We start from the raw sequence: 24050 nt of genomic DNA, 5'->3' as shown, positions 1-24050 counted from the left end.
GATAACAAACAAAACAAGGATGCACTTGGTGATTAGGGATGAGAGTTCATCGCTGATCTTTACATCAGAGAAATTCAGAAAGGCGGTAATGAATATGAGTGATCAAAATAATATGGTATGTGATCTTGAAACGGGTGTATGTGGTGTCGCTGAGGATGAACCAATGGAAGTAATTGATTTCAATCACAAAGAGAAAACAGTAACGATGTATTATGTTACAGACCCCATCTGTTCACACTGCTGGGCTCTTGAACCGGTATTGAATCGATTTGTTGAGGAATACGATCAATATTTTAAAACGGAAACATTAATGGGCGGATTACTTCCAAGTTGGCATGGGTTCTCGGATGGTGGAAATGGGATACAGAAACCATCTGATGTTGCAGAGCACTGGAAGGAAGTTGGGGAGCATTCTCGGATGCCAATCGATGGATCGCTTTGGTACTCTGATCCTATTCTTTCATCCTATCCTCCATCCAGAGTATTTAAAGTCATCCAGCAAAACCATGCAGGTAAAGAAATAGATTTTCTTCGGAATGCTCGGGAAGCTGTTTTTGCCTTCAATCGAAATATTGGACAAGACGATGTATTGATTGAAATTGTTAATAAAACAGGACTTCACGGAAAGGATATTGTAGAAAAGGCGAGTGAGCAATCGGCTCAAGATTTATTAGAAGAAGATTTTGATATGGTGGCAAAACTCGGTGTAAGAGGCTTTCCTACAATTATTTTGATGAACGAAGAGAACAAGGGAGTTAAGATTGTTGGTGCAAGATCTATAGAAATATATGAGGCTGCTCTAAAACAAATCCTTAACGAAGATCCTAAACCTAAAAAGAAAGCAAGCTTATCACGGTTGCTTAAACCAGGACATATCCTCTTTTCCAGAGAGATTGAGGTAATGTACGATATTCAACAAAGTAAAGTTACAGAATTTGTTCAGGAAGAACTGGCTGAAGACACATATCAACTTAACGAAATGATGAATGAAGTATATATTAAACGAAACTAAGAAAGAGGTGAAAAAATATGTCTTATGTTTTGCAAATAGATTTCAAATTTAAAGGTCCTTTTGGAGAAGCCATGTCAATGGAATTTGAGAAGTTGGCTGAAAGCATCAATTTAGAAAAAGGATTCATTAAGAAAGTATGGACTGAAAGTGAAGCAAGGACAGAAGCTGGTGGGCATTATCACTTTGAAACCGAGGAAGATGCAGAAAACTATCTGAAAATGCATTTAGAAAGACTCCGCGGGTTCGGGATAGAGGAGTCGAACGTGAAAATATTCAAGGTCAATGAGAAATTGTCTTTAATTAATAAGGGATTGAGTTAACCAACCAAAATAAATCGACTTGTGTCGATTTATTTTGCTTAGTTTGCACATAGGATGTACGTAATCGTACAAAGAGAAAGAAAAATCTATATACAAGATAGGACTACATACTTCCATGCTCAGAACGAATCAATAGAGTACAAACCATTCTGCAATGAAATGCTTCCTGCCCGTCCAGTTTCAACCTTTACCTCAGTGGCAAATACCCCAGGTTTGCGTCCGTCGGGGAACCAGGGCTTCTCTTTGTCGATTACAATAAACATGCCTTCTGCGTTACCGATCGGGGCAAAGTGTTTTCCGTCTCCCGCAAAGGGTTCAAGGTGATACTGTCCCTTCATTTTGCTTATGGTATGGGGTACATCATCGACAGGCAGACCAATCTCGCTAATGCATAGCAGCTGCCTGGAATCAAAGGCATCTTCGACTGCATTTTCCAACGAATGGTGAGCGATGAACTCCATCAAATTACCGCTTGGGTCATAGAAATAGAAAGCTGTTGCATCCCAGTAGGGAAAATAGAAATCATCCTTATCGTCCTTGGAAAGCAAAGAGATGTTTCGAGCTTGAATCCACTTCTTGGCTTCAGCGAGTTTATTCGTTGGAATCGTGAAAGCGACATGATAGAAGGGCTTTTCCTGACCAGAAGCTTGCTGAAATGAAAGGATCGAATTTCCTGTGCGAAGCGATATGAACGATGGATTCTCCTCCAATAGCTCCAACTCCAGTAACGTACCGTAAAACTGCTTCATGGCCTCCATTTGATGGGTGAACAAGTTAACCTCTTTTATTTGCATTCAAGTCACTCTCCCTCTGAACTTATCCTTGATTAAAATATTCAATGGTTTTCTCAATAAATGCTTTGGCAGATTGGGTCAGGTAACGGTCGGACCGATGAATGATCTCAAAGTGCCGGTAAGGAGCATCGTCCGAGATTCGGATGATGCGTAGTGCCGGTTCATTCATCGCCTTGATCAGTGGATATGGAAGTATCGTACCGCCAACGTTAGCTTTGACCAGACTAATAATAGAGGTTGCCGAACTAGTCTCCATGATCGTATTCAAGGTAAAGCCATATTTCCGGCAATAGCCATCAACCAGTTCTCTGCCTGTGAACCCTTCCGGAAACATTACGGTCTGAATATCGCGCAGTTCCCTGATGCCAATCTCATTTCGTTCAGCCCAAGCGTGGTTCTCCGAAACGACGAGTACGTATTCTTCACTACATAAAGGAATGCGGACAAGACGGTCATCAGAAATCGAAGTGAGCTCGATGCCGATGTCGACTTCGTTATCCAGCACTTGATTCAATACATAAATTGAAGATATAACTTTTAATTTTACTTTAGGAAAACGGGCATGAAAGTTAACGAGCAATGGAGTAAGACGGTAGTCCAAATCGGAGGGCAGGACTCCAATCACTAGCTTACCTCGCTGATCATTGCGGAATTCAGCTAACGCATCCTGGGTATTCTGTAAATGGCGAACCATTTGTACACAATGCTCCAGGAACAACGTTCCCGCCTGAGTCATCACAATCTTTTTGCCCACCCGGTCAAACAAGGGAACACCCAACTCATCCTCCAGCGCTCGAATCTGTTGACTCAAGGTAGGTTGAGAAATGCCGATTTTATCTGCTGCACGTGTGAAATGGAGTTCCTCACAAACGACGATAAAATTCTCCATTTGACGGATTTCCATATGCTTCCCCTCCGATCATTGGTTTTTATAATCATTTTAATAGAAACTATTGTATTGTTCAATCATTATAATAATTCTATACTAGTCTTGCACCACAAAAAGATCTACAGCCTGGATCATTAGTGAATGCAGCTATATAACAATACATGAGGTGATCCATAGTGAAACTGTTTTATATCGTTCTGGCGCTTATTCTGGCTTCATTGAATCTGCGACCACCCATTACATCCATTTCTCCCTTAATGAGTACCATACAAAGTGATCTGGGTATTAGCGGAATTGCAGCAAGTCTGTTAACTACGCTTCCCGTATTATGTATGGGTATATTCGCTCCATTTTCCGTAAAGCTAAGCAGGAGGTGGGGGAATGAAGGCGCGATCGTTTTGGCATTAATCCTCATTGGAATAGGTACGGCATTGCGGTTGTTCGTGGGTGCAGCACCTCTGATGATGTTTACTTCATTTCTATCCGGTGTAGGGATTGCATTGACTGGTCCGCTCTTGTCCAGCTTTATCAAACAGTACTTCCCTGGGCGAGTTGCTGCCATGGTGGGGATCTACTCTACAGCAATGGTTGTGGGGGCCAGCATTAGTGTTGGACTATCGGTTCCCCTTCAAAATCTCCTGGGGGGTTCGTGGAAGGGATCGTTAGCGATGTGGGCATTGCTCGCCGTCATTGCTTTGCCGATCTGGATGATATTAGCCTTGTCAGCACGAAAGGATCGACAAACGGGGCGGATTTCTACTGTGAACGTTGAAGCTCTTCCAGTGAAAAATAGTCGAGCATGGGTACTGACATTTTTCTTCGGATTGATGGCAGCGATCTTCTATTCATTGACTGCATGGCTTGCGCCTGCGATCCAGAGCCAAGGATATACGAAAGAGACTGCCGGCAGCATCCAAACGTTATTTACGTTAATTTCATTGCCATCTACGTTATTCATTCCAATGCTCGTTCACCGTTACCAAAGACGTGTATTCTGGCTTGTTGGATGTGCGTTAATGGAGTTGATAGGAGTTTTAATGCTGAACCTGTCCGTCAATCCTTGGCTGGCCGCAATCCCACTCGGCATTGGGGCCGGGGGACTGTTCCCGATCGCTCTGATGCTGCCGATTGATGAGACAAATAATGCTCAGGAAGCCAGCGCCTGGTCAGCCATGACCCAATCGGGCGGTTACATTCTGGGCGCGCTTGGTCCACTGGCGATCGGCTGGCTCCATGATACCACAGGCAGCTTTGTTCAAGCGTTCTACGGTCTGGCTATAATCATTGTGATGCAAATCATGGTTCAGTTGGCGATAGGCAATAAAAAAAGCTCTCCGGCGGTGCATGGTAAATCAGAGTCCAGAGTTTGACGAAAAAAAGATGCATATCGATGTGCGATGAGGTCTCTTGAGGTATCATCGTTCCTGTTGCGGGCAAACATTGCAAGTGGTTAGTTGGCGGCGAGAGTTAAACATGGTCGAGTAAATCCAGATAGTGCTGTCTTAAGGATTCTCTTAAGGTATTGGGCTCCATGATCTTGATGGTCTTGCCGAAGCTGGCGAGATAACGAATGATGAACTCAAGCTCATGGGCTTCATACGACCCGACTAAATAGGCGTATCCAGTAAGTCCAGTATCAGTTCCAGATTCGTTAATGATCCGCATGGATGGAAACTGTTCTTGCTGGAACAGCTCAACCCCGGCTTCATTGATCAGACATTTAAATGGGATAGCGTTCTCTGAAGGTTTCCATAACGAGTGGGCATCCTGTAGATTGAGTTCATTAATATGTGGTATAGGTTCGATATCTGTCGCCTCGCATGAGGTGATTCGGTCACATCGGAACACACGGTACGCCTGTTTACCCAGATCATACGCCTGGCAATACCAGTAGCCTTTCATCGCATAGAGGGCGATGGGCTGAATGGTGCGTATGCCGGGCTTGGGTTTGTCGGGATTGGAATTGTTGTCTGGGCTACTGCTACTGCTGCGAATATGTCGATACGTAATCTGTATCACTATATTCTGAACAGCGGCCATTAATAGAAACTCCAGATGCTCACTATCCCGGATTTGCTCGGTGTGTCGAAAAGAGACTCGATGCTGGATTTGTTCAATATCCTGTCTCTGGTTTTCGGATAGGGCACTTAGAAACTTCTCGTGAATGGAGCGAAAAGAGACCTGAAAGGGCAGGTTGGTAAAGCTGCGCAATGCCTGCATGGCAAAGTAGAGCGCATGAAGCTCACTCGTATTAAATGAAATGGGCGGCAGCTGCATTTGCTGAAGCAAACGATATCCCCCATAACGTCCATATTCGGCATAAAGGGGAGCACCGATTTCTTCTAATGACGCGATATCTCGTAATGCGGTTCTCTTGGATATGTGAAACTCCTGCATGAGATCTTGCAGGGTGAAGTGCTGTTTTTGATTGATAAAGCGCAGCATCTGGTTCATGCGTTCTGATTTTTTCATAAACAAACCTCTCAATGGTGCCATAGATTGGCACCTTTTTTCGTTATAGTAATCAGTGTAAGCCAATCAAACGAAGGAGGCAACATAGATGAATTTTGAAGTGATCCCGTTTCTGTCGATGAATGGAGACGCTGCGGCAGCCATTGCTTTTTATGAAAAGTACCTGGGGGCTAAGGTGTTGTTCAAGAAAGATTACAAAGAGATGAAGGAAATGAATCCGGGGTTCGAGTATCCTGAAGGGCAGGATGAATATATTACACATTCGGTACTCCAGATCGGGGTAAACAAATTGATGATTGCTGAGGAAGAAATGGATACGAGTCGACCGTGGCAGCTGGGAAACAGCACGTCATTATGCATTCAATCGAAAGACAAAAGTACGATGACGGAGCTGTATCATTCGCTGGTTCAACATGATGAGGTTACGGTGTTGGTGCCTTATGAGCAAAATGAGTTTAGTCCGGGGTATGGAATTGTGCGTGATCCGTTCGGAATCGTGATTCAGCTTTGTGTGACGGTGCATGATTTTTAATGAGGTAAAAGTGAATCCGTAATGAGCCTGGAGGATGTATATCCTTTGGGCTCATTTTGAATTCTTTAGAAGTTATTTATCGTTTTCTTTTCTCTAAACCTCCTGCAAACGGGTAGCGTCCAGTTTGGCAAGACGTTTCATCACTTTCTTCAGCATAACGGAGGCTTTGACACGGAGAGGAAGATCGTTGGATATTTCGATACTGTATGAACCGGCGAGAATCTGCTCTTTGAGCTCGGCGACCGATGCGCATGGACGATCCAGCACATTGAATACACTGCCGTATTGCAGACACTGGTGGGTATCGCTTCCGGCAGTGACCGGTTTGCCGAGGGACTGGGCGAATGGTTCAACCTGCCCGCGGCACGTCTCAATGCCGTATTGGTACATATCCTTGGCGTTCAGATCAAAAGCGTCCAAACGTCCCAACAAATCACGGTCCAGTTGATACAGCGGGGTGGATTCGCGGAAAGGGTGTGCGCCAATTTTGAGCAGTGGCCAGGCTTCGGCCAAATCCAAGAGTTCTGCAAAAGGAATGAATGAACCTTTGGCTGTATATGGTTCCAGGCCGCTGCGGACGGCAAGGATATGTTCTTTTTGACCCACCAGCAAAATATGTCCTGTCTCCTGAATATCCACTTCCATGCCGGGAAAAATGCGCAGTCCATCTGCCTCGTAGTACTCTCCGTTATATGGATAGAGACGATCCAGCGTCTCATAGACCTCGTAGAAGTTGCGGGTGTTAAAATGTTCAGTGAGCGCGAGGGCTTCGAGCCCGCTGGCTTTGGCTTCGTTGACCATTTCGGTGAAGTAATCAACCGAGAAATCAGAGTTTTTGGATAATTTGCCGTGAGTATGAAGATCAATGCGCATAGAAGACACTCCTTTATTCCATGAATGGTTAATGGTATGAATAGTTACTGCATTTTATTTTGAATTACAGAATCTCGTAATACCCGCCGAGCCAGAATAACAGTGCAACATAGATTGCCGATCCGGCGAGAAATCCGAGGTCACGTGAGGTGATTTTCAGATGGGCGAGCTTCAGGCGTTTGGACTCAGGATGCTTCATGCCGTACGAGAAACCGCGTGTCTCCAGTGCTTCCACCGTTGTGCGAGAACGTTTGGCGGTAGCCAGCATGAGCGGGAAGAAGGACACGACGAATAGCTTCATATAGTAGACAACGAGCCGCCAGTAGAGCCATCCGTGCCGGGAGGGAACCTGACCCCGCAGTCTGTAGGACAGCATGATGTTGCGGAATTCACCGAACAACACCGGCAATATGCGGTAAGCATAAGAGAGGCTGAAGGAGAACGTCGCAGGCATGCCGAGCGCAAGCAACCCATCGCCAATCCGTTCCGGGTCCATGCCCGAAAAGACGGTGATACTCGCCAGCGAGACAATCGACAGCTTCAGGGTAAGCAGCAGCAGGGGGAATGCAGATTCCAGATTGCCACCGAAGAACAGTGAGATGATAAACATCCACCCGACCTGACCGATCAACCCCAGGCAAAGAATGATAATGATAAAAGGAGCGGCTCTGGACAGTATGGTGGTAGTCACCATCAACAGAAACATGCCGAGCAGCACAGTCCCGTTATGAACAAACCAGGGAACGATGGCAAAAAAGAGATACCAGATCAGCATGACACGAGGATCAATCCGCGACAGGCTGGCATGCCCGCTGCCATATACAGTATTCATCAGCTCAAGCTGAATGCGTTCAATGGATATTTTGTCAAACCAGTTGCGGACAAGCTGCATGATGCATATCCTCCTTGGTGAGTGATTGAGTCAACAGGTTATCAACAAAAGCCTCGGTTGTCGGTGAAAGTGTCGGCAGTCCCATTCGATGGGAGAGCTCCATGATCTGTGTAAGCGCAAGTCCGGAGCGGCGCAGAAGGGATTCATCCGCAAACACGTCAGCAGGTGTGCCCTCTGCTTCCACCTGACCATGGTGAAGCACGATAACCCGACTGGCCCACTGGGTAACCAGCTGCATGTCATGCGTGGCAATCACGGTTGTTCGCACATGTTGGTCCAGCTCATCCAGTACACCTATCAGTTCCTCGCGAGTGGCAAGGTCCAGATTGGCGGTGGGCTCATCCAGCAGCATAAGAGAAGGTTTCATGGCTGCCCCGATGGCGAGTGTGACACGTCGCTGTTGTCCACCACTGAGAAGCCGGGCATCCCGTTCTTGCAGCGGAGTAAGTCGAAAACGATCCAGTACATGTGCAACTTGCTGGTCAGCATCCGGGATGCGACGGTTCTTCAGGAAATACGCAACTTCTTTGCGAACACTGTCCTCGATAAACATTTCAGAAGAGTTCTGAAAAATATAGGCGACTTTACCCGCCAGCTGCTCCAAAGAGGAACGGTGCGTAACTTCACCCAGAACACTGACGGTGCCTTCCTGAGGCAGGCTAATACCAGCCATCAGCTTCAGTAAGGAGGATTTGCCGGCACCATTGTTGCCAATCAAGGCAATCCGTTCTCCTTCATGGAGTGAAATATTAACACCACGAATGACTTCATGTTCTTTTTTGCCCAGTCCTCTGTAACGCAGTCGGGTTTGATGAAACTGTACAATAGGGATCAACGGTTCAGCCGCAGAAGCAATCGTTAGGCGCTCGGAATTCACCAACTGATTGGGAACGTCGCGTGCCAAGTTCGAATCGGATGAAGGTTCATTTTGCAAAGAAACGGATGGAATGGATAGGTAATTGTCGGCAAAATAAACGTTTGCTTCTTCCACCGTAATTGGGAAGCGTTGTCCTGAACTTGACGGGTCCGCATTTGTTTTTATTCCCTGCGTTAACTCCGCAGCCTGGATAGAGGCACGTGTCACCTCAGGAGGTTGAATGCCCAGCTGCTCCAGATCAGTAATGCGATTCAAGCCTTCCCTAACAGGAAGATTCCACAAGACCCGGCCTTTGTCCATCAGTACCACATCTGCGCAAAAGTCAGCGATAAATTCAGTATGGTGTTCGATGACGATAATCGTCTTACCATATTCCATATTCAATCTGGAAAGGCACTCATAGATGAGTCTCGCATGCTGCGGGTCAAGCTGTGAGACAGGTTCATCCACGATCAGGATATCCGGGTCGAGCGACAGAGCTCCGGCCAGAGCGAGCAGATGTTTCTGGCCACCACTCAATTCCCAGATGAATCGGTTATGAATGGCATCCAGCCCACACATGGCAAGTGCGCGTTCACCGAGCTCCCGATAGTTGGGCAGTCCGTAATTGAGTGGTGCAAAGCAAGCCTCGTCCAAGACGGTGGGCCGTACGAGCTGGTTGTCGAAATCCTGATAGACGTAACCGATCTTTCTGGACAGGTCTGCAACACTTCGGCCTTCGGCAGACATGCCAAGTACATTAACTTCACCGGAGAAGTCTCCTGTGTAGAATTGAGGAATAAGGCCATTGAACAACTTGCACAGGGTGGATTTGCCGCAGCCGTTGCCCCCAATAATGGCTGTAAAACTGCCTCGTGGGAGTTCAAGCGAAGCTCCGTTCAGGACAGGCTCTTCCGAGCCAGGATACGTAAAGATGACATTTTGAATGGAAATGGCAGAATCCGATGGGGTAACAGAAGATGGTGTGGACATTTCATTATGCATAAGGGCTGTTCTCCGTACCAGGTACCGTTTTGTTTTTGCTCCGTTTAGCACGCATGACCAGTAATGTCACCACGGCAACCAGTGCGGCAGCTCCGATACTAATCCAGATTGATGCCGAACCATATTGATCTGCATAGTCCGTCTCCCAAACAGCGAAGTTGATATCCATTTCGGACAGGGATTCCGCTCCAAAGGCAAGTGCAAGCAGCAGCACACCAATCAGGATCAGTTTCGGACGGAAGAAGCCGATTCCTTCATATTTCATCCCTGGATTACGAGGTTTGATGCCGAGCAGGGGTTCAATTTTGCCATAGAGCAGAGGTACGAGATACAGCGTAGGCAGCAGAGCGAACAGGATGCCTGAGAACAGTACGTCATTCAGAAAGCCAACCCCTTCGATCAGTACAACACTTTCCGCAAGGCCAGGGACAGCTTCCAGCTGCTCTACACCAATCCACACTTTACCGATATCCACCAGTGAACTGAGGAACTGATGAATGACGACTCCCGTCATGGCTGCGATTCCGACCTGTCTGCGGTTGCGAGGATCACTGACCATACGCCCTGCGACATACATGGCAAAGGAAAAGGTAATGAATTTCTCCAGCTCGCCCAGTCCGCCGAATTGCCCCAGCATCAGCTCACCGAAGATCACTTCACCAAGAGCCGCACCAAGGGCAGCAATCATGGGGTGGAACAAAATGCAAAGTGTCAACGGAATGAAGGCAAAGTACTCAACAGACAATTCAATCGGTCCAAGTTGGAGCTTGGGAATAAGCTCTGTGAACATGTTGGACAAGCCGTACAGTGACATGGAAAGCACAAACACCATCATTTTCTGTGAAGACGTCAGCGTATAACGCTCAGTCATCTTCTTCATCGTTACATACCTCCCTGAAAGTTGGTGATCATCATAGCCACAGTCTAGGGGCGGAGTATTAACGGGAAAGAAGACATTTGTAAATCAAATGTAATTTTTATTACATAATCTAAAATTGATGAAAAAAATATTACAAACATAAACCACTTCTTATTCTCTCAACTGATATACTGAGTGCAGAGCGAGAAAAGGAGTGCATACGGAATGAATTTGTTTACTCATAAAGAACAGCTGTCTCCAGGCCATCTGAAAATTGCTGATTTTGTTGAACGCAATCCGGAAGAGATTCTGTTCATGACAGAACAAGAGATTGCCGACAGGCTGGGGGTCAGTATTGCGACCGTATCTCGTTTCTGGCGGGCGGTTGGATATGATAATGCCAAAGCGTTCAAAATCCGGCTTCGTACATCCGAAGACACTACACCTGCGCTCAAATTAAATAAAACCATATCCCGTATGGATACGGACAGCCTTCCCGTTCAGTTACTGGAGGCCTCCGTCAGCCATTTGCAGGAGACGTTGTCTCATATGAAGCATGGAGATCTGGAGCACGCAGCAGCCATCCTTGCAGAAGCACGAAGAGTATATGTATATGCTCCAGGACCTTCCGCTGGTTTGGCGGAATTATTGTCCTTTCGGCTATCCCGATTCGGATTGACCGTCATCCACCTCGCCGGAGGTGGTCATGAATTATTGGAATCACTGATGCACATGCAGCGGGAGGATGTTGTGCTGCTGATGTGCTTTACAAGGCTCTTGCCTGAGGCAGAGGTCATTTTGGATTATGCCAGAGATACAGGCAGCAAAGCCGTACTTGTAACAGATCGGGAAGACCTGTTGTATGGCTTGGCGACGGAGTTATCTTTTTACGTTAGCAGAGGGGAGCTTGGCGAATTTCATTCCATGGTTACTCCACTCCTGTTGATGGAACAACTGGTACTGGCGGTGGGTTTGAGGCAGAAGGAGCATGCGCTGTCCAAGCTGGAACGACTCGCTGATCTGCGCAGTCGATATGCAGACAAATTGCCGCGAGGCTGATAGATGAACAGAGCAGCTTAATGCACAGAAACGACTACAGATAACATCAGAGGTATGGAAGGTTATACCATAATTAGGGGCGGTTACTCCGCCTCTTTTTGTGTTAGAATTTCCTCATGAAAAATAATGTTTAGACGGTTAGTTTATTGGGTATAAAAAGGCAAACCGTAACCGCATTGTTAAAAATTGATTTGGGAGTGATCCAATTGACTGCAATTGGAGTATACAATAATAGAGTCGTCTCTATTCAGTTGGATACATAATTGCAATACAGCAGGAACTGCCAGAATGAGAACGGTTTAATCATGGGAAGAAGTCAGGGAGTGGGGATCGCTTTGCCTATAGTAGATATGGAAAAAAAAGATGTTGTCACCGATGCGTTGGTCATTAAGGCCATGGAGAAAAGTCTGGCTATCATTCGATTCGATATGGAGCGACGGGTTACGTATGTAAATGAAGTCTTTGCCCAGACGATGGGTTATACGGTAGGCGAGATGTATGGTATGCAGCATGAGCAATTTTGTTTCGATGAATTCGTGAAAAGCCCTGACTATAATGCGTTTTGGAGCAGTATTTTTAACGGTACCAGCTTCCAGGACAAGGTTGAACGCAAAGATGCAAAGGGAAATCCCGTATGGCTTGAGGCAACATATATGCCTGTCTATGATGAAATGAACCAGAACATACTAGGTGTGTCCAAAATAGCGACAAACATCACGACCCGTCAGAACAATATTTCAGCTGTAGTTAATGAACTGAAGACGATGTCACATGATTTGAACGAACATGCCGATATCGGTATTGAGCGAAGCCGTGAGTTGATGTCCAGTATCACGTATATATCTGAAGTTTCCGCCCACAATCGAGCGACACTGAATCACTTGCAAGCACAGGCTCGTTCTATCCAGGGAGTTGTCAAAACGATTCGCGAAATTGCGTCGCAGACCCAGCTTCTGGCCCTGAACGCTGCGATTGAAGCAGCTCATGCAGGCGAATATGGTCGCGGGTTCGATGTTGTAGCCAAGGAAGTACGGAAACTTTCGGCCATGGTCGAAAATTCCATTAATGAGATTCGGGATAGTGTGAATGGGATCACCAAAGAAATTACGAACATCTCTGGCGGGACACAGGAGGTTGAAGGTTACGTGGAGCGAAGTCAGCAGCAAATTGAGGTGGCGTTGAATGATTTTACAACCATTGCGGCGTCTGCACATTTACTGGATGCGAAGGCGCAACACGTAACCAAAATCGTATAGATATGATAAACTCCATAACTCTGTAGGGAAGCGGGTGCCAATAGAGGCATCTGCTTTTTTGTTGTTCAAAAAACGGGAATTATTGTGAGCAATCAAGGAAACAATACTCAGTGATACCAAGGAAGTCTAGATAATGGGGTGAGCCGGATGTGGTCAAAAATACTTTCTTATTTGCCGGACTGGCCTATTTGGGCACAGGCCTTTTTATTATTTTTGGTGCCGATATTGTGTATGAAAGGATACCAGTGGTTGCGATCATCCTTAAAAAAAGGAACCTTTTCAAATAATGTTCATTCCAATCAGGAGGAATCGTCCAAAACTTCTTCTAATGAAGAGACAGGAAGTTACGCAAATATTCGACTTACCGGGGATTATGCTAAGGATCTGATTAGTGTAAAAACTACATTTGGTCAAAATTCAGACGTATGTATACGGGAGTTTGCTATAAGAGGAACGAATACCCCAGCGGCTGTTATCTATGTGGAAGGATTGGTCGATCATGATCGGTTAGATACTCACATCTTCACGCCTCTAATGATTAGGGGGGTCCCCAACACAGAGCAGAATATATTTGAAGAACCGATAGAAGAAAATGAACTCAGAGCTTACGTCAGGCGTAGTCTTTTACCGGTTGGTGAACTACTGGAAGTCGAGACACTGCAAGAAGCAGCACAAGCAGTGCTTCATGGTAAAAATGCTCTGCTTATTGAAGGTATTTCCGGAGCTTTTATTGTTGGTTCAGCCAAGGGGAAAAGCCGCAGTCTGGAAGAGCCGGTCTCGGAGGCATTGCTTCGCGGGCCAAGGATCGGTTTTACCGAGCGGTTAAGCGATAATACCGGAATATTGCGGCAATTCGGAGGCAACAATGCCTTGTTTATGACCAAACACCAGGTGGGTACCAGGGTGAAAAGGGAACTGGTTATTGCGTATATTGAGGACATTGCCAATGCCGACCTTGTCGCTGAGGTGGAAAAACGAGTGCAGGACCTGGATATGGATATCATGCTGGAATCCGGATATGTGGAGCAACTGATTGAAGATGATGAGCTTAGCCCCTTCCAACAGGTACAGAATACAGAGAGGCCCGACCGCGTAGTCAGTGGGTTGTTAGAAGGGCGTGTAGCTATTTTACTGGATGGGACACCATTTGCATTAATAGTGCCATCGACTTTTAGCATGCTGCTTCAATCTCCCGAAGATTATTACGAGCGCTGGATTCCGGGGACATTTCTGCGTATGCTTCGTTTCTTGGCTGCTACGATTGCACTGCTAGCACCTGCTTTGTATATCTCCTTTATCTCATTCCATCCGGGTCTTATTCCGACCAAGCTAGCTTTAACCATTATTCAAACCAGACAAGGTGTGCCTTTCCCGTCTGTTATTGAGGCGCTGATTATGGAGACCTCGATTGAAATTTTGCGGGAAGCAGGCATTCGTCTACCCAAGCCAATTGGACCCGCAATGGGTATCGTAGGTGGTCTGATTATTGGGGATGCCGCAGTACAGGCCGGAATTGTCAGCCCGTTTCTGGTTATTGTTGTGGCAGTCACTGCGATTTCTTCGTTCTCCATCCCTACATATAGTGCCGGGATAACACTTCGTATATTGCGCTTTGTAGGAATGTTCAGTGCGGCGATCTATGGATTGTTTGGGGTAGTCATGTTTTTCTTGTTGCTCTGCAGTCATCTCGTTCGGTTAAAAAGCTTTGGAGTACCTTATGTCACTCCGGCTGTGCCTTACAGCTTATCGGATTGGAAAGATTTCTTTATTCGGGCACCTTTAGGAATGATGAAGAAGCGTCCAAGTATGATGCATCCCAAAGACCCTGATCGCAAAAAGTAGGCATATCGGATATTCAGGAGGTGAACCATGAATCGTAAACAAGACCAACTGACGACAGTTCAAGCCGCAGCCTTTATCATCAACTACATGTTGGGGGCAGGAATCCTGACACTTCCTCGAACCACGGTGACGGCTGCAGGTACGCCTGACGTATGGATTTCAATAATATTGTCCGGTCTGTTAGTTATGGTGATGGGTATAATCCTGGTGACTCTGTGCCGACGATTTCCAGGGAAGACGGTATTCCAGTTCACTGAGGAAATTACAGGCAAGTGGATCGCTTATATTTTGGGAATAACGATCATCGTGTATTTCATTATCATCGCTGCTTTTGAGATCAGGGTAATGGCTGATGTCACCGGATTATATTTATTGGAGGGCACCCCGGTATGGGCCATTGTCATGGTGTTTATGTGGGTCGGTTTTTATCTCATCACAGGTGGAGTCAACTCCATGGCTCGCTTGTATGAGATCATTTTACCCATTACGCTTATTCTTTTTGTGCTGGCCATTTTTTTGAGCAGTGAATTGTTTGAGATCAACAATTTGAGACCTGTGCTGGGAGATGGAATTATGCCTGTTGTTAAAGGAATTAAACCTACGACACTGGCGTATACGGGGTATGAAATCATGTTTGTGATTATGGCTTTTATGAAAAACCCGGAGAAGGGGAAAAAGGCCATGGTCTGGGGCATCCTTATTCCTATGGGGATCTATTTCATCACCTTGGTTATGGTCATTGGCAGCTTATCCATTGAAGGCATGAAAACAAGAACGTGGCCAACACTTGACTTGATGCGAAGCTTTGAGATTGAGGGATTGGTCTTTGAACGATTTGAATCCTTGCTGCTGGTGATCTGGATTATGCAGATTTTCTCTACGTTTACCATTACCCATTATGCCGCTTCTCTCGGATGTTCGCAATTGTTTAAGAAAAAGCAGCTGTCTTGGATGATCATTTTGCTTCCCATCATTTACATCATTGCTATGTTACCGGATAATGCGAACGACACGTTCAAACTGGGAGATGCGGTCGGGAATGTGTCCATTTATCTGTTTGGTGTCGTACCGTTATTACTTTTACTGTTGAGCATGATCCGAAAAAAAGGAGGGAAACACAATTGAGCAGATTCAGAAGACAATTAACCATTGGGTTATCGGGGTTGCTGCTAATGTTTACCTCAGGATGTTGGAGCAGTAAAGAGATTGAAGATCTAAGCGTTTATGTGGGTGTGGGACTGGACGTGGCTGAGGAATCGAAATTTGAAAAGAGTATTAATGAACAAGGAGGCCATTATCCCAAAAACAACAATTTAACGGCTACCGTACAGATTGTTCCACGAATCGGCCCCAAACAGGATACTCAAAAAGGCACAGGTGCTTCCGAAGGGCAATCTTTTTTGAATGAAAGGTTGACTGGAGATTCCCTGTTTCAGATATTTCGTCAGTTTGCTCTAAGAAGAGACCGTCCACTCATTGGTCATCATTTAAAGGTCATCGTTGTTTCTCATGAGTTGTCCAAGAAATATAGTTTGGAGCAGCTGCTTGACTTTATTCTGCGTGATAATGATATCCGCCCCAGTTGTCTGGTTTTAGTAAGCCATGGAACAGCTCACGAAGCTCTTAGTTCTATAGAGCCGGGAGAAGTTCCGGCCTTTTATTTAAAGGGAGTGGTAGGGAATTCGTACCGTTCCAACAAGATCCTTCCTCCTGTGTCTCTTGCGAAGCTTGACGGGAAAATGCAGTCCGGGTCAAGCTTTTTGTTGCAGAATGTCCTTACAGCCGAGGGTGAGCATAAATTCTCAGGGGCAGGGATCTACAAAGGAGAGACGAAAAAATGGATCGGCTCTATAAATCAGATTGAACTCGAAGGATTGTCATGGATCACAGGGAAGGCCCAGCAAGGAGCTGTTAAATCATACGCTCCACCCAATGGCCATACGGTAACCTATGAAATCAAGTCTACCAAGAGTAAAATCATACCACTGGTTCAAGGCAACAACATCTCTTTTCATGTAAAGATTGAATCAGAAGGCCAACTCATGGAAGATTGGAGTTCCCCGGAAATCCCTTCAACGGACAAGTATATTCGTAAATTGGAGATACAGTTTGCGGATACAATCAAAGAACAAATACAGCAGGTTATGAATAAAATGCAGCGTACCTATCGGGTGGACGTGGCCGGATTTGGTGAAGAGCTGAGGATCAAATATCCGAAGGTGTGGAAAAAAGTGAAAAAAGATTGGGATGAAACATTCAGTCACGTTCCCGTAACCTATGATGTGAAACTGAATATTAAAGATTCTGGATCATCGACGGATTAATCACAAGGAATAAGATTCTCTTTACTCTACAAAGTGGATGATGATATTTAATAGTTGACACAAACATGATAGATCGCTATATTTATAAAAAATCATTTTCTTATCCAGAGAGGTGGAGGGACTGGCCCTTAGAAACCTCAGCAACAGATCTGAAGGATACTGTGCTAATTCCAGCGGGTGAACAGCCTGATAGATAGGAGCGTTTGTTTTTATTTGTCAGTAACGGCGCACTCTTCAGGAAGAGTGTGTCTTTTTGTTTTGTTGTTTTCTGGATGAAGAAGTAGGGGAGCAGGCATGAATAACAACAAAGATACAGGGCATTTTCAACGTAAAATGCAGGCACGGCATGTAGTTATGCTCTCACTCGGTGGAGTCATCGGTACAGGGTTATTTCTAAGTTCGGGCTATACCATCCAGCAGGCAGGACCGATCGGTACTATTCTGTCTTATCTGATCGGAGCGATTGTCGTCTATCTGGTCATGCTCTGTTTAGGTGAACTTTCTGTTCATATGCCAGAGACAGGGGCGTTTCATAGCTATGCGGCAAAATACATCGGACCAGCAACAGGATACACAGTAGCCTGGTTGTATTGGCTAACCTGGACGGTTGCCCTCGGTTCCGAATTTACAGCGGCCGGGCTGTTGATGCAGCGCTGGTTCCCTTCAGTGAATGTTTGGATCTGGAGCGCATTGTTTGCGCTTATGATCTTCCTGTTCAACGCGCTGACTGTCAAATTTTTTGCGGAATCGGAGTTCTGGTTTTCCGCAGTTAAAGTCCTTACAATTGTAGTCTTCATTATTCTTGGGGGCGCAGCCGTATTTGGTATTATTCCAATGGCAGATTCGGAACCTGCACCGTTTCTATCCAATATTACAGCATCGGGTTGGTTCCCCAATGGGGCTACTGCGATACTAATGACGATGCTTGCCGTAAACTTTGCGTTCTCGGGTACCGAATTGATTGGGATTGCTGCCGGGGAAACAGAGAATCCGGAGAAGACGATTCCAAAAGCGATCCATACCACACTGTGGCGTTTAATTATCTTTTTCATCGGAACAATTGTCATTCTCTCGGCACTGCTTCCGATGTCGGATGCGAGTGTGCTCGAAAGTCCGTTTGTGGCGGTCATGGAGCGGGTGGGAGTACCCTATGCAGCAGACATTATGAACTTTGTTATTTTGACGGCGATTCTGTCTGCGGCTAATTCGGGGTTGTATGCATCTTCACGGATGCTCTGGTCTCTGGCTGATAAAAAGACGATCTCCCCATGGTTTGCCACATTGACCAAACGTGGTGTGCCGCTGAATGCGCTCTTGATCAGTATGGTTGGGGGCGGTCTGGCTTTGCTGTCCAGTATCATTGCGCCAGGTACCGTATATATTACACTGGTTTCCATTTCAGGTCTGGCTGTTGTTGCGGTATGGATGAGCATCAGTGCTTCACAGTATATGTTCCGCAGACAGTATATCCGGGAAGGACATGCGGTCAAAGATCTGGTCTACCGCACACCACTGTACCCGGCGGTACCGATTATTTCATTTATATTGTGCCTGGCTTCATGTATAGGCATTGCTTTTGACCCGACACAGCGAATAGCGCTGTATTGCGGAGTTCCATTCATTGCAGTGTGTTACGCAGTTTATTATCTGACAGAACGTGTGAATAAGAAAAGAGGACAAGTACATGACGCAAGTACAACAGACTAATCCCATAGAACAGATCCTGCGTGAGTATCCGGTCATGATTCTGGATGGGGCGCTGGCAACCGAACTGGAACAGCATGGCTGTGATCTGGATGATCCGCTCTGGTCTGCACGTGTGTTACTGGAGAATCCGGACGTGATCCTTCAGGTCCATGCAGATTATTTTCGCGCTGGAGCCGACTGTGCGATTACATCCAGTTATCAGGCGACGGTGGAAGGCTTCGGCAAGCGAGGCATCGGAGAGCAGCAGTCGCTGGAGCTGATTCGCAAGACGGTGGAGCTGGCTGTGCAGGCGCGAGATGATGTCTGGGCAGAAGTGCAAGGTGAAGCCGCAGAGCATGTATCCGGCAATGATTTAAACGGTAAAAAACAAACGGCAGTTGCCATGGGAAATAGGGCATCGGCTCGTCCAAGACCGATTGTTGCTGCATCCGTTGGACCGTACGGCGCATATCTGGCAGATGGCTCGGAGTATGTCGGTCACTATGGTGTCTCGGACGAGACGTTGAGCGCGTTTCATCGTCCACGGATCACAGCCTTGCTGGAAGCAGGGGCGGATATTCTGGCCTTTGAGACGATCCCATCCTTGCAGGAAGCACAGGTACTGATCGATTTATTAAAAGAATTTCCGAACGCCTATGCATGGCTCTCCTTCTCATTAAAAGACGGGACAGCGATCAGTGAAGGCACGCCATTGGAAGAGTGTGCACAATTGTTAGGAGCTGAACCTCAGATTGCTGCGATTGGGCTGAATTGTGCTCCCATGGAACTGGTAACGGAAGCGGTAGGTATTCTGAGCCGTGCCAGCGATAAACCGATTATTGTATACCCGAACTCGGGTGAGGTATACGATCCAGTAACGAAGACATGGAGTGGTCACGGTACATGTGGCAGCATGAGCGATGCTTCAGAGCAGTGGGTGGCGGCAGGTGCGAAAATTATTGGCGGCTGTTGCCGCACTACGCCACGTCAGATTGAAGAACTGGCGAAAAAGTGGCGGAGTCAAAGATGACTTTCTGAAATGTGAGTTATATCTTGTACAGGAAAGAGCCCTCTCTATCCGTTAACGGATTTGAGAGGACTCTTTTTGCGTCTTTTTCGAAGGACTCAAGCCCAGAATCTCTTCGCTGGATTAAAGATAAACGGATTGCCATCAGCTATTGAGCATATCCAATTATTTGTTCTCCACTGAAATGGAACCCAAGGAAGTCTGTAAGGAGAGCAAAGGTCCGCCGCCATTAATGTCTGTTTTTCCTTTCGCCGCACCCGAGACTTCCCCCAAATCTGTCGCTGTTTTCAACGTGTATGCAAGGTTGGCTGGGAGAATGGCTGTGACCGTGCCTACTTCTGTTGAAGCTTTGAACTGGCTTCCTTCGGCAAGGTTGTTCAGATCGAGACGAATAGTGCCTGCATCGGATGTAATCGATGATTTTCCGTCCACTTCAACTTCGGCAAGTTCAATCGATCCCGTATTGTTGGATACATCATAACTGCCTTTCAGACCGGTGAGTGAAATAGTGCCTACCTCGGTGGATATCTCATACTCCGCGACTTGGGCAGGAACTTCCACAACATAGTTAACAGTAAAATGGGAGTTCCCCAGATTTTTGTTGGCCCAGGACCATATATCCGTTCCATCCTGTCCTTTGGCTTGAAGCTGGACGGACGTCCTCTTCCCTTTGGTTATCAAGGAGACTTCCGCATTCTGGCCGAGTTCTTCCAGCGTAGATTCACCAGAACGATTGTTTAATGCCTGAAGGGTTGTGCGGACATGAAGCCCGCTGTCTTCACCGCGACGTATCTCAATATTTCCAACGGAATTTTCAATAATCAGTGTATTGGAAACCTCTTGCAGGCTTGCTTCAGCAAGCTCCTTGTCTATGGCGTTGCTGCTAATCAACTTCATCCATCCGGACTCTGCACCTTGTGAAGTGCTGCCTTCGGATGGTGATGTGATGGGGTTATTCGTGCATGCAGCCAACAGACTGACTGAACTCAGGGCAACCAGAAGCTTTTTGTATACTCTTCGCATGTTCTTGTCTCCTTCATCCTTCATATGTTCATGTGTTATTCAACGACCAGGATACGTGGGGATGCATCTCGGATCACTCTCGAGGATACCCAGGAGCCAAGAGCTGCGGCAAGAATACTCAAGCAGGCAAATAATATGATTCCTCCCCAATTCAGGATAAGGGGAATCTGTACAATCCCGTATCCCGATAGGACTTTTTCAAGCAGACGCGGCAGCACGTACACACCGACAACGACTCCAAGTACTGCGCCGATGGTGGATATAGCTGCAACGCCCATGGCAACGGACAATCGAATTCTTCTAGAAGTCATGCCTATGGACTTGTAAATACCGTAGGTTTTGCTTTCTTTACGAATACTGATTCGGCAGGTACTAAAAATGATGATGAACGTAACGAGAATAAACAACAGACCGATGAGAGCCATGGGGTAAACGAAAATGCTTGCAGCTTCAGCATATACGGAATCAAGCAGGGTTTTCTGCGTGACGATGGAAGCAGAGTCTTTGAATTGTTCGTTTAACTGCTGCGCAATGGTCTCTGCCTGCGATGGATCATTGACATTGATAAAGGCTACATTGACATCCTCATAATTGGGGTTCACACTTCGCACAGCATCAACGGTAATACGCCCAGATACAGACAGGTTGGAGATAGCCTGGTAGACGCCTGTGATCATGAACGTACGCTGTTCACCCTCGATATAAAGGTCGATCAGGTCGCCCAAATCCTTGTTCAACATGCGTGCAACACCTACACCAATCGAAATTTCATTTTCACGTTCAGGATTGGTACCTCTCAATGTTTCGAATCCAAGCTCTTTGTAATTCCCATCAAGTACACTCAGGTAGAGACTGGTGGATTGGCCGGCCATTTTCGCTGATGACTCGGGACTGACGACCCCTGTGATGTTCCCTTGCCAGCCCACATTTTTGATGCGAGGGTCCTTTTCCAGCACCTGCTTTAACTCATCCTTGGGGAAGGTAGATTTGTTCACCACGACGGCGGCAATGTTAGCATTGTCATAACCCCATTTGGCCGCCGTCTGATAAATTCCGGTAATGCTCGTCAGTACAACATATCCAAGGACAAGCACAGAGGCAGCCATCGTGGTTAACAGCAGCATCAGAACAGAGCTCTTGGTATTCTTGATCAGATTTCGAATGCCAATGACGGCGGCTACTGGCAGCCGGGCAAATCCAACCCGGTTGGCTAGAGGCGAATTCATTCGTCGGGCCAAGCGGGTATTTTCTGTTTCCGACATACCGTAGCGGATAGCTTGAACAGGCTCGATACTGCGCGCCTTTTTGGCGTATAACACAACGAATAATATTACCAGCGCAAACAGCAGTATGCCGACTAACATGGCTGCTCCGATGCCTTCCATCGGTACATCTCCATTGCCAGTTCGCAGAGAAGACACAGAAATGTTGATAATGAATTTGGATACAAACACGCTCAGCGCCAGTCCTGGAATAACGGCAATGATGGACAGCAAAGCATATTGAATAACATAGGTACCGATTGTTCTCCCGGAGGTCAATCCCAGTGATTTCAGAATCCCTATTGTTTTGTAGTTGGCCAGAATGGCATCCGAAATGGTAAATCCAATGGTGATGAGAGCGATAACCATCATGACAGCACCCAGGAAAATCATAATGAATCCAATAATCTGATTGATAATCAGATAGAAGGAAGAGATACTCTCAAACTCCATCTTGGTTTCCAAGAAAGGGGTATGGGTCTCACTGTTGTAACGATCCCAATAGCTGGAGTTGGTTCGATAATCATCAAAATGGATACCCATCATATAATTATCTTTTCCTGCGAGTGCCTGGAAGTCATTCTGGTAGTCTGTACTGTTCATCCAGATCCTTGCCGCATTGGTGAATGGTGCACCGTAAGGTACATCGACTACAATCGCGGATACCCGAAGATCAAGCGCGGAGGACCCTGTTTTGAAATTAACGGTATCTCCTACGGCTATATCATAGGCATTCGCCATTGAAGTGGGAATCCATACGCTCCCTTGTTCGGGAGCCGAACTCTGCGCACCACTCGAAAAGATCAGTTCATCGACGGCCCATGGCGGCTGAGGGGTATTCATCATGTACAGATAAAGGTTGGGAATGTCCATGCCTTTGAAGGCGATTCCGGATAAGGTACGATACGTGAGCAAAGGTGAAACCTCAACTCCGTCCTGTTCAGCCCACCAGTCATAGACGGCTTTAGGGTCATTCAGTCCTTTATCAAACGTCAATATTTGATGGGACCCGTTGGTCCGGGTGTGCATTTCGTTGAACAGATTGCCCGTGTTGGCCAGAATAATAACCGCAGTAGATACCAGTAGTGTAGATAGCAAAATGAGCAAGGTGATAAACAGATTCTGTGTCTTATTTTTGCTCAGGTAGGAAAGGCTCAGTTTCAACATAGCAGCCATAAATTACTCCTTTCCCGACACAAACGCGAAGACCATCGATTCCCGATCTTGGATCTGGTGTTCGTCATATTTGTCAAACTCGAGAATACCTCCAACCTTGCCATCCCGGATAAAGATCAGACGATCCGCCCGGCAGGCTGCCTTGATATCATGCGTAACCATTACAACAGACTGTCCCTTTCGGTTGATATCGGTCAGGATATCCAGCACGGCTTTCCCGTGCTCATAGTTGAGGCTTCCCGTGGGTTCATCTGCAAAGATGATGTCTGGTGAATTGATCAGCGCACGTGCAATAGCTGCTCGTTGCTGCTGGCCACCCGAGGTTTGGGAGGGGAGACGGCTATTCTGTCCATCGATATCCATTGCCTTCATGAGGTGGGTGGAACGTGCCTTGACCTCACTTTTTTTGCTTCCGGCAATGTAACCTGGCAAAGCGATGTTATCCTGGATGGAAAGATCGGGCACCAGATTGATACTTTGGTAGATGTAGCCGATTCTACGAGTACGGAATTCGGACATTTCCCGCTCACTATAGGCGTCAATACGCTGATCCTGAAAATAAACCTCGCCGGCTGTTACTTGGTCCAGTCCGCTTAACAGATAGAGCAGCGTTGATTTGCCTGATCCGGAATTACCCATGATGACGGTGAAATCCCCTTCATAAATATCAAGATCAACATTGCGTATGGCATGATATTGTTCGCTTCCAGTATTATATGTCTTGCATAAGTTTTGAGCGCGGATAATGGATGTTTTGGTCAAGCAGATCACTCCCCATGACAGTATACGATTCATTCTAATAGGGGGATGTTGAGAAAGACTTATCAAATTATGAATAAAGTATTACAGCCCTATTGGTAAATGGATTGAGATGAAAAGAAGGTTGGAAAT

General features: G+C 46.4%; 21 protein-coding genes and 1 riboswitch. Of the genes, 11 read left to right on the top strand and 10 right to left on the bottom strand.

The window, feature by feature from the left end:
- The first annotated feature begins 94 nt into the window (after positions 1–94).
- A complete protein-coding gene (locus MKY42_RS28580; protein WP_179262887.1) occupies positions 95–1012 on the top strand; it encodes a DsbA family protein in 918 nt (305 codons plus the stop codon).
- A 17-nt stretch (positions 1013–1029) separates the two neighbouring features.
- Positions 1030–1332, top strand: a complete 303-nt coding sequence (locus MKY42_RS28575; RefSeq protein ID WP_090904598.1) for a monooxygenase — start codon at positions 1030–1032, stop codon at positions 1330–1332.
- A gap of 119 nt (positions 1333–1451) precedes the next feature.
- On the opposite strand, the gene MKY42_RS28570 is transcribed toward MKY42_RS28575, so the two are convergent.
- Positions 1452–2126: a VOC family protein gene (locus tag MKY42_RS28570; RefSeq protein ID WP_179262889.1), complete on the bottom strand. Its 675-nt coding sequence runs from the start codon at positions 2124–2126 to the stop codon at positions 1452–1454.
- Positions 2127–2148: 22 nt separating this feature from the next.
- Complete coding sequence (locus MKY42_RS28565; protein WP_179262891.1) at positions 2149–3030, bottom strand: LysR family transcriptional regulator; 882 nt, start codon at positions 3028–3030, stop codon at positions 2149–2151.
- A 161-nt stretch (positions 3031–3191) separates the two neighbouring features.
- On the opposite strand from MKY42_RS28565, the gene MKY42_RS28560 reads away from it, so the two are divergent.
- Positions 3192–4385 (top strand): MFS transporter, encoded by a 1194-nt coding sequence (locus tag MKY42_RS28560; RefSeq protein ID WP_339846498.1) that lies wholly within the window; start codon positions 3192–3194, stop codon positions 4383–4385.
- 97 nt (positions 4386–4482) lie between these two features.
- Here MKY42_RS28560 and MKY42_RS28555 read toward each other — a convergent pair whose 3' ends face one another.
- Entirely contained in the window at positions 4483–5487 is a 1005-nt protein-coding gene (locus MKY42_RS28555; protein WP_179262895.1) for a YafY family protein, read from the bottom strand.
- 88 nt (positions 5488–5575) lie between these two features.
- On the opposite strand from MKY42_RS28555, the gene MKY42_RS28550 reads away from it, so the two are divergent.
- Complete coding sequence (locus MKY42_RS28550) at positions 5576–6019, top strand: VOC family protein (RefSeq protein WP_179262898.1); 444 nt, start codon at positions 5576–5578, stop codon at positions 6017–6019.
- 93 nt (positions 6020–6112) lie between these two features.
- On the opposite strand, the gene MKY42_RS28545 is transcribed toward MKY42_RS28550, so the two are convergent.
- From MKY42_RS28545 to MKY42_RS28530, 4 genes are all read right to left on the bottom strand, one after another.
- Positions 6113–6892: a PHP domain-containing protein gene (locus tag MKY42_RS28545; RefSeq protein ID WP_179262900.1), complete on the bottom strand. Its 780-nt coding sequence runs from the start codon at positions 6890–6892 to the stop codon at positions 6113–6115.
- Between the two features lie 64 nt (positions 6893–6956).
- Positions 6957–7784 carry an energy-coupling factor transporter transmembrane component T gene (locus MKY42_RS28540; protein WP_339846495.1) on the bottom strand — a complete coding sequence of 276 codons (828 nt, stop codon included), beginning with the start codon at positions 7782–7784 and terminating at the stop codon, positions 6957–6959.
- Complete coding sequence (locus tag MKY42_RS28535; RefSeq protein ID WP_339846493.1) at positions 7759–9645, bottom strand: ABC transporter ATP-binding protein; 1887 nt, start codon at positions 9643–9645, stop codon at positions 7759–7761. Before MKY42_RS28535 ends, MKY42_RS28540 begins: the two co-directional genes overlap by 26 nt.
- The gene (locus MKY42_RS28530) at positions 9638–10525 is read right to left on the bottom strand and encodes a cell division protein FtsQ (protein WP_090904607.1); all 888 of its coding nucleotides are present in this window, start codon (positions 10523–10525) and stop codon (positions 9638–9640) included. Before MKY42_RS28530 ends, MKY42_RS28535 begins: the two co-directional genes overlap by 8 nt.
- Positions 10526–10729: 204 nt before the next feature.
- Between MKY42_RS28530 and MKY42_RS28525 the strand changes: the two genes are divergently transcribed.
- From MKY42_RS28525 to mmuM, 7 genes are all read left to right on the top strand, one after another.
- The gene (locus MKY42_RS28525; protein ID WP_090904608.1) at positions 10730–11563 is read left to right on the top strand and encodes a MurR/RpiR family transcriptional regulator; all 834 of its coding nucleotides are present in this window, start codon (positions 10730–10732) and stop codon (positions 11561–11563) included.
- Positions 11564–11913: 350 nt separating this feature from the next.
- The gene (locus MKY42_RS28520) at positions 11914–12819 is read left to right on the top strand and encodes a methyl-accepting chemotaxis protein (protein WP_339846490.1); all 906 of its coding nucleotides are present in this window, start codon (positions 11914–11916) and stop codon (positions 12817–12819) included.
- 147 nt (positions 12820–12966) lie between these two features.
- Positions 12967–14661, top strand: coding sequence for a spore germination protein (locus MKY42_RS28515; RefSeq protein ID WP_179262906.1), 1695 nt, complete (start codon positions 12967–12969; stop codon positions 14659–14661).
- 27 nt (positions 14662–14688) lie between these two features.
- Complete coding sequence (locus tag MKY42_RS28510; protein ID WP_090904610.1) at positions 14689–15786, top strand: spore germination protein; 1098 nt, start codon at positions 14689–14691, stop codon at positions 15784–15786.
- The gene (locus MKY42_RS28505) at positions 15783–16985 is read left to right on the top strand and encodes a Ger(x)C family spore germination protein (RefSeq protein ID WP_090904611.1); all 1203 of its coding nucleotides are present in this window, start codon (positions 15783–15785) and stop codon (positions 16983–16985) included. Before MKY42_RS28510 ends, MKY42_RS28505 begins: the two co-directional genes overlap by 4 nt.
- Positions 16986–17082: 97 nt before the next feature.
- Positions 17083–17185: riboswitch (SAM riboswitch) on the top strand.
- A 94-nt stretch (positions 17186–17279) separates the two neighbouring features.
- Entirely contained in the window at positions 17280–18692 is a 1413-nt protein-coding gene (gene mmuP, locus MKY42_RS28500; RefSeq protein ID WP_090904612.1) for an S-methylmethionine permease, read from the top strand.
- The gene (gene mmuM / locus MKY42_RS28495; protein WP_090904613.1) at positions 18670–19701 is read left to right on the top strand and encodes a homocysteine S-methyltransferase; all 1032 of its coding nucleotides are present in this window, start codon (positions 18670–18672) and stop codon (positions 19699–19701) included. The genes mmuP and mmuM overlap by 23 nt, the downstream gene beginning before the upstream one ends.
- A 162-nt stretch (positions 19702–19863) precedes the next feature.
- Here the strand turns inward: mmuM and MKY42_RS28490 are convergent, their stop codons facing one another.
- The 3 genes from MKY42_RS28490 to MKY42_RS28480 are packed head-to-tail and all read right to left on the bottom strand — an operon-like array spanning position 19864 to position 23921.
- Positions 19864–20721: a hypothetical protein gene (locus MKY42_RS28490; RefSeq protein WP_339846485.1), complete on the bottom strand. Its 858-nt coding sequence runs from the start codon at positions 20719–20721 to the stop codon at positions 19864–19866.
- Between the two features lie 35 nt (positions 20722–20756).
- Entirely contained in the window at positions 20757–23159 is a 2403-nt protein-coding gene (locus MKY42_RS28485) for an ABC transporter permease (RefSeq protein ID WP_179262912.1), read from the bottom strand.
- Between the two features lie 3 nt (positions 23160–23162).
- A complete protein-coding gene (locus MKY42_RS28480) occupies positions 23163–23921 on the bottom strand; it encodes an ABC transporter ATP-binding protein (RefSeq protein ID WP_177185904.1) in 759 nt (252 codons plus the stop codon).
- Between the last annotated feature and the right edge of the window lie 129 nt (positions 23922–24050).

This window comes from Paenibacillus sp. FSL W7-1088 (genome assembly GCF_037969855.1).
Classification (GTDB): Bacteria; Bacillota; Bacilli; order Paenibacillales; family Paenibacillaceae; genus Paenibacillus.
The sequence above is the reverse complement of the archived record's forward strand: the minus strand, read 5'-3'. Positions and strand labels throughout refer to the sequence as shown.